The following is a 5,807-nucleotide window of genomic DNA, read 5'->3' on the forward strand; positions in this document are numbered from 1 at the left end:
CGCAGATCGAAGATCGGCTCGCTCGACAGCAGCAGAAAGGGCAGCACGACGCCGAGGCCGACATAGGTCAGCAGCGCTTGCCAATGCTGGCGGGCCAGCGCGCGTGCTTCGGCCAAGCCCTCGCGGATCGTTATGTCCATGTCTGTCCCCCCGTTCCCCTCAGCGAGAGCTAACAGCGGGATTTGCGAATGCAAGCGGGGTCAGAGCGCCAGAATCGGCATGTGCATCGGCGTACCGATGACATGATCCGAAGCCGCGAGCGCGGCGAGCGCCGCGGCGACGGCGCGGCCCGGACCTTCGTGCGTGACAAGCGCGATCAGGACGCCGCCTTCGGCATCGTCGCCGCGCTGGATGAAGCTTTCGATCGAAACGCCGGCATCGCGCATAGCGGTCGCGATCTCGGCAAGGACGCCGATCCGGTCCTCGACGATCAGGCGGACATAATGTTTTCCGACGCGCGCGCCCGCATCGGCGGCGGGAGCGGCATCGAGCGCATCGACCGGCATCGCGAAGGCGGGGCCATATTCGTCGCGCGCGATGTCGATGATGTCGGCGACGATCGCCGATGCCGTCGGCCCCGCGCCCGCGCCCGCGCCTTCGAAAAAGAGGCGGCCGACGAAGTTGCCCTCGGCGACGACGGCATTGAGCGCGCCGGGAACATAGGCGAGCGGATGGTCGGCGGGGACGAGGCACGGCTGGACATGCTGATAGAGACCGCTTTCGTCGCGTTCGGCCATGCCGATCAGGCGGACGCGGTGGCCGAGCGCGGCGGCCTCGCGAATGTCGGCGGCGATCAGGCCGCGGATGCCCTCGGCGGTCACCGTGTCGATGTCGAGCCGGGTGCCGAAGCAGAGCGCGGCGAGGATCGACAGCTTGTGCGCGGCGTCGATCCCGTCGACGTCGAAGGTCGGATCGGCCTCGGCATAGCCTTCGGCCTGCGCCGCGGCGAGGGCATCGGCGAAGCTCGCGCCCTCGCGCTCCATCAGCGTCAGGATATAATTGCAGGTGCCGTTGAGGATGCCGTAGACGCGCGCGATCTCGTTCGCCGAGGCGCCTTCGCGGATCGCCTTGATGACCGGGATGCCGCCCGCGACGGCGGCTTCATATTTCAGCGGCCTGTCCTGCGCCTCGGCGATCCGCGCCAGATCGAGCCCGTGATGCGCGATCATCGCCTTGTTCGCGGTGACGAGCGCCTTGCCGGCGCCCAGCGCCTGGCGGGCGAGCGTCAGCGCCGGGCCGTCGGCGCCGCCGACCATTTCGACCACGACGTCGACATCCTCGGCCTCGACCAGCGCCGCCATATCGTCTTCCCAGCGATAGGGCGACAGATCGACGCCGCGATCCTTCTGGCGGTCGCGCGCGGAGATGGCGACAATCTCGACCGCGCGGCCGGCGCGGCGGGCGATCAGGTCGCGATTGGCCTCGAGCAACCGGACGACGCCGCCGCCGACGACGCCGATACCGGCGAGCGCGACACGCAGCGGCGGGCGCGGGGCGGCGGGGGCGGGCTGAGGCGACATGCAGGCACTCCTTGGCAGGGCGGGCCGGAGCCCGCGGTCGCCTGCGCCCCTATCGGCTTTTCGCCCGGAAACAAGGCCCCGCGTTGCCGCAGGCCCGGCAATTCGGCTGGATCAGAGGCCCGGCGGCGGCGTGCGGGTACGCGTGCATTGGCCGAGCGCGCCGAGGACGACGGCATAGTCGGCGGCCGCCTTCTTGCGGTCTTCGGGGGCGGTGCCGCCGAGCTTGCTGAGCGGCAGGCTGCGCGGCAGGCCGCAGGCGAGGCGATACCAGCCGAGCGTGTTCTGGCGCGGAATCGGCGCGCTTTCGTCGACGATCTCGCCGAACGCGGCCGACCAGCGGCGCGACCCGTCGGCGGCGGTCAGGACGGTGATCGACACCGGCTCGCCGGTCTTGGTGTCGAGGAACAGCTGCGTCTCGCCCTCGCCGGGCAGCGTGCCGGGGACGTGGAAACCGTTGGCGATTCCGGTAATCGCGGGCGGCGCGCCGGGCTTGACCAGCTCGGTCAGGATCGCGCGCAGCCGCGATTCGGTCGCCGCGTCCCACGGCAATTGGGCGTCGGGCGCGATCAGCTGGACGCTGCCGGTGCTGCTGCTCCCCGCCGCCGCGCCCGCGACCGGGCGGGCGAAAAGCAGCACGGGCTGCTTCTTTTTGAGCTTCGGCGGCTTGCCCTTTGCGTCGAGCGGAAGGTCGACGAGATAGCTGATCCGCGCCGCCAGCGGGCCCGATCCGCGAATCAGGCTGACCACATCAGCCTCGACATAGAATCGCGCAAAGCCCGCCGCGAGCCCCGGTGCGCGTTCGGGTTTCAGCAGCGCCGTGCTGTAGACGCGCGCCTCGATCACCATCGGGGCAACTGTCGCCAGATCGGCGAGATCGGCATAGCTCCAGGGGCTTTCGGCGACCGCGGCGGGGGTCGGAGACTCGGCGTAAGCATCTGAAAAACAATTAGTAAACAAAGCAATGCCGGCCACGGTAGCCAGGGCGAGGGCGCGCATATTCGATCCACCTTCTGTTCTATCCTGCCTCGAAAGGCGGCCAATTGCCCATCATGGACAAGTGCACATTAACCGCTGATAAAGGGTTTGCGAACTTCTCGCCACCGCGATAGGACGAGCGGTGAAGCGTCCGGCATAAACAGAACAAGCCGGCTGCTAAGCCATCGGGTCTGCGGAGCGCATCGGAAAATATCCGGGCAATTGGCAACCGAACCCGATGGTGCGGATTTGGTGTCAGGATGATCTAGCAAGGAGCGTCGTCCCTGAATGGCTTATGGTGATAATGTCGACCCTAAAAACAGGGTAGTGGCAATTGTCTTGGTGGGCTTGCTGACGGCAGTGCTGGGCTACGGCCTGGTGAACGGCCTGAATATCAGCATCGTCAAGAAAATTGCCGAAAAATTGGACGTGGTGGACGTCGAAGAGCCGCCGCCGCCGGAGGAGCCGCCGCCGCCGCCGCCGCCGGATAACAAGCTGCCGCCGCCGCCGCCGGTCGTGACGCCTCCGTCGCCGATCCCGCCGCCGAGCACCGCGAACCAGATTCAGTCGGTTCCGACGCCGCCGCCGGCGCCGCCGCCGCAGGTCTATACGCCGCCCGCGCCGCCGGCTCCGCCGCCGACCCCCGACATGTCGAAGGGCGCGTCGCCGAAGGGGTCTCCGGGCCGCTGGGTGACGAACGACGACTATCCGCCGAGCGCGCAGCGTCAGGAACGCGAAGGGACGACGGGTTTCCGTCTGACCATCGGCACCGACGGCAGGCCCACCGGCTGTTCGGTCACTTCGTCCAGCGGGCATTCCGACCTCGACGATGCAGCGTGCAAGCTGCTGATGCGCCGTGCGAAATTCGCACCGGCCGTCGATCGGAACGGCAACCCCACGACGGGTAGCTGGTCGAGCCGCTTTACCTGGAAGATCGATCGCTAAGCGTCGCTTTTCCTGAATTTTCCGGCAGCAATGCCGACCCCCGGTTTAGATTTTTTGAGAGGGAATATCGAAATGTTCAATCTGATTGCGAACGCCGCTGCTGCGGCTGGTGCCCACGATGTCGGGATGAGCCTCATGCCCGCGTCGATGTGCGTCAAGAAAGAGGGCGAGAACCCCTATGGTCTCGTCCCGGCGCTGTGCGAAGGCGGTATCGTGTCGCAGATCACCTTCCTCGTCCTGCTGATCATGTTCATCGGCACGCTGTACATCCTGTTCACCAAGCTGTTCGAACAGAATAAGGTGATCAACCAGGGCAAGGCGGTCGACGCGAACTTCTGGCGTGCGCCGACCCTCGCCGAAGGCATGAACAAGCTCGAAAAGAACAGCGCCTATCGTCAGGTCGTCGAAGACGGTCTGCGCGCCAACGAAGAGCATAACAAGCTGACCGACCCGGTCGAAGCGCATGACTGGATGCACGGCACGCTCGAGCGTTCGCAGAACCACATCAACTCGAAGCTCAACGGCGGTCTCGCCTTCCTCGCGACCGTCGGTTCGACCGCGCCGTTCGTCGGCCTGTTCGGTACGGTTATCGGTATTCTTCGCGCCCTCGTGAAGATCGGTGCATCGGGCCAGGCCTCGATCGACACCGTCGCCGGCCCGGTTGGCGAAGCACTCATCATGACCGCCATCGGTCTGATCGTCGCGGTTCCCGCGGTTCTCGCCTTCAACTGGCTCCAGAGCCGCAACAAGGCGATTGCCCGCCGTCTGTCGACCTTCTCGAACGACGTCCTCGGCTCGATCATGTCGGGCGGCCAGGTGAAGCCGGCGGTTGCCGCTGCGCCCGCCAAGGCTGCTCCCGCCGCCGCGCCGAAGAAGGCCTAAGACTCTCGCGCCCCGTCGGCCGCTCAGGCGATCGGCGGGGCCGCTGGACACGGCGAAAAGGCGCGCTTCGGCAGGCTTTTCGCAGGTCCATGACAGTAATTTTGTGACAGGATGCTAATCCTATGGCGATGAGTGCAGGCGCAAAGGGCGAAGATGCCCCGATGTCCGACATCAACACGACGCCGCTCGTGGATATCATGCTTGTGCTTCTCATCATCTTCCTCATCACGGTTCCCGTGGTGTTGGAGACGGTGGAGCTCAAGCTGCCCGACGTCGCTTTTGAGCCGACGACGACGAAGCCCGAGAATGTGAACATCTCGGTTCGAGCGGGCGCAACCCCCGGTAGCTGCGAAGTATATTGGGGCCAGGCTCCGGTCGATTCGCGCGAATTGCTCAAGCGCGGCCAAGACAAGCTTGAAAAGCTTCTCAAGGATATCGGCGGGCCCCAGAATATCACCGAAGAGAACTTCCCCGAAGTGCATATTCGCGGCGACATCAACACGCCGTACCAGTGCATCGGCGGTGTGATCTACACGATGCAATATGCCGGTTTCCAGAAGATCGGGTTCATTTCGGAACCTGCCCCTGGTTCGGCCACGCTGGGCCGCCTCTAAGGCGGTCCGCCAAGGAATGAAGGAATAGTCTCATGGCTATGGCTGTTGGGGATCGGGACGATAATGAACCGATGATGGAAATGAACACGACGCCGCTGATCGACGTCATGCTCGTTCTCCTCATCATGTTCATCATCACCATTCCGGTCCAGACCCACGCGGTGAAGATCGACCTGCCGGTTCCGACCGATTCGAAGAACAATGTCGACCCGGAAAAGAACAAGATCATGATCGACCCCGCGGGGACGGTCACATGGAACGGCGTTCCGGTCGATCTGGCGCAGCTTTCGGATTATCTCGAGCAGACGAAGGCGCTGCCGGTCGAACCCGAACTGCAGATCCAGCCGGACCCCTACGCCCGCTATATCGTGGTCGATCGCGTCATGGCGGTCGTGAAGCGTAGCGGCGTCGGCAAGCTCGGCTTCGTCGGCAACGAACAATATGCGCGCGTTTTCTGATCGCTAGATCAGCGATGCGCCAGCGAAGGGCCGCGGAGCGATCCGCGGCCCTTTTGCTTTGCCGGGCGTGAAAGCGCTTGGCGCGGCGGCTTTGGCGGGGCATCCTGCGGGCCTGGGAACGAACGCCGCGCCGCGGCGTAGGATTCCCGCAAGCGCCGTACCGCGCGCCAGATGATGGGGAGCCGATCGATGAAGCCTGCCGCCACTTTTCGCCCGACGATGACCGCCGCGCTGTGCGCCGCCTCGCTGCTCGCCCTTGGCGGCTGCGCCAGCGGATCGAAGGGGCCGACGACGACGATGCCGCCGTCCGATGCCCATGCCCAGCTTTACGACGCGTCGGGCGCCGACCGTGGGCGCGTCGATATCTACAAGGACGGAACGGGCCTGCGCATCGAACTGGTCGCGCGCGGCTT

The 5,807-nt window shown here is 65.5% G+C and carries 6 protein-coding genes and 1 pseudogene; 5 read left to right on the plus strand and 2 right to left on the minus strand.

Translation table 11 applies throughout. The features are described 5' to 3' along the window. Positions 1–200: 200 nt before the first annotated feature. On the minus strand, positions 201–1,520 hold the full coding sequence (locus tag ABS88_RS23215; protein ID WP_286750724.1) for a homoserine dehydrogenase: 1,320 nt from the start codon (positions 1,518–1,520) through the stop codon (positions 201–203). Positions 1,521–1,631: 111 nt separating this feature from the next. Continuing rightward, complete coding sequence (locus ABS88_RS23220) at positions 1,632–2,516, minus strand: hypothetical protein (protein ID WP_286750725.1); 885 nt, start codon at positions 2,514–2,516, stop codon at positions 1,632–1,634. 267 nt (positions 2,517–2,783) lie between these two features. Here ABS88_RS23220 and ABS88_RS23225 point away from each other — a divergent pair, with 267 nt between their 5' ends. The 5 genes and pseudogenes from ABS88_RS23225 to ABS88_RS23245 all read left to right on the plus strand — a co-directional run. Next, entirely contained in the window at positions 2,784–3,440 is a 657-nt protein-coding gene (locus ABS88_RS23225) for an energy transducer TonB (protein WP_040589502.1), read from the plus strand. A gap of 126 nt (positions 3,441–3,566) precedes the next feature. Next, positions 3,567–4,322 (plus strand): MotA/TolQ/ExbB proton channel family protein, encoded by a 756-nt coding sequence (locus ABS88_RS23230; protein WP_051066368.1) that lies wholly within the window; start codon positions 3,567–3,569, stop codon positions 4,320–4,322. 122 nt (positions 4,323–4,444) lie between these two features. Further along, positions 4,445–4,936 carry an ExbD/TolR family protein gene (locus tag ABS88_RS23235; RefSeq protein ID WP_003042070.1) on the plus strand — a complete coding sequence of 164 codons (492 nt, stop codon included), beginning with the start codon at positions 4,445–4,447 and terminating at the stop codon, positions 4,934–4,936. A gap of 32 nt (positions 4,937–4,968) precedes the next feature. After that, positions 4,969–5,394 carry an ExbD/TolR family protein gene (locus ABS88_RS23240; protein ID WP_040589500.1) on the plus strand — a complete coding sequence of 142 codons (426 nt, stop codon included), beginning with the start codon at positions 4,969–4,971 and terminating at the stop codon, positions 5,392–5,394. Positions 5,395–5,583: 189 nt separating this feature from the next. Then, positions 5,584–5,807: pseudogene (locus ABS88_RS23245) on the plus strand (superoxide dismutase family protein); the annotation flags it as partial.

The sequence above is a fragment of the Sphingopyxis sp. SCN 67-31 genome (assembly GCF_001725095.1).

Bases quoted from the DNA above. Each gene is read 5' to 3' on its own strand.
- ABS88_RS23235 (WP_003042070.1), top strand. From the start codon at position 4,445: ATGGCGATGAGTGCAGGCGCAAAGGGCGAAGATGCCCCGATGTCCGAC.
- ABS88_RS23220 (WP_286750725.1), bottom strand. From the start codon at position 2,516: ATGCGCGCCCTCGCCCTGGCTACCGTGGCCGGCATTGCTTTGTTTACT.
- ABS88_RS23240 (WP_040589500.1), top strand. From the start codon at position 4,969: ATGGCTATGGCTGTTGGGGATCGGGACGATAATGAACCGATGATGGAA.
- ABS88_RS23215 (WP_286750724.1), bottom strand. From the start codon at position 1,520: ATGTCGCCTCAGCCCGCCCCCGCCGCCCCGCGCCCGCCGCTGCGTGTC.
- ABS88_RS23225 (WP_040589502.1), top strand. From the start codon at position 2,784: ATGGCTTATGGTGATAATGTCGACCCTAAAAACAGGGTAGTGGCAATT.
- ABS88_RS23230 (WP_051066368.1), top strand. From the start codon at position 3,567: ATGAGCCTCATGCCCGCGTCGATGTGCGTCAAGAAAGAGGGCGAGAAC.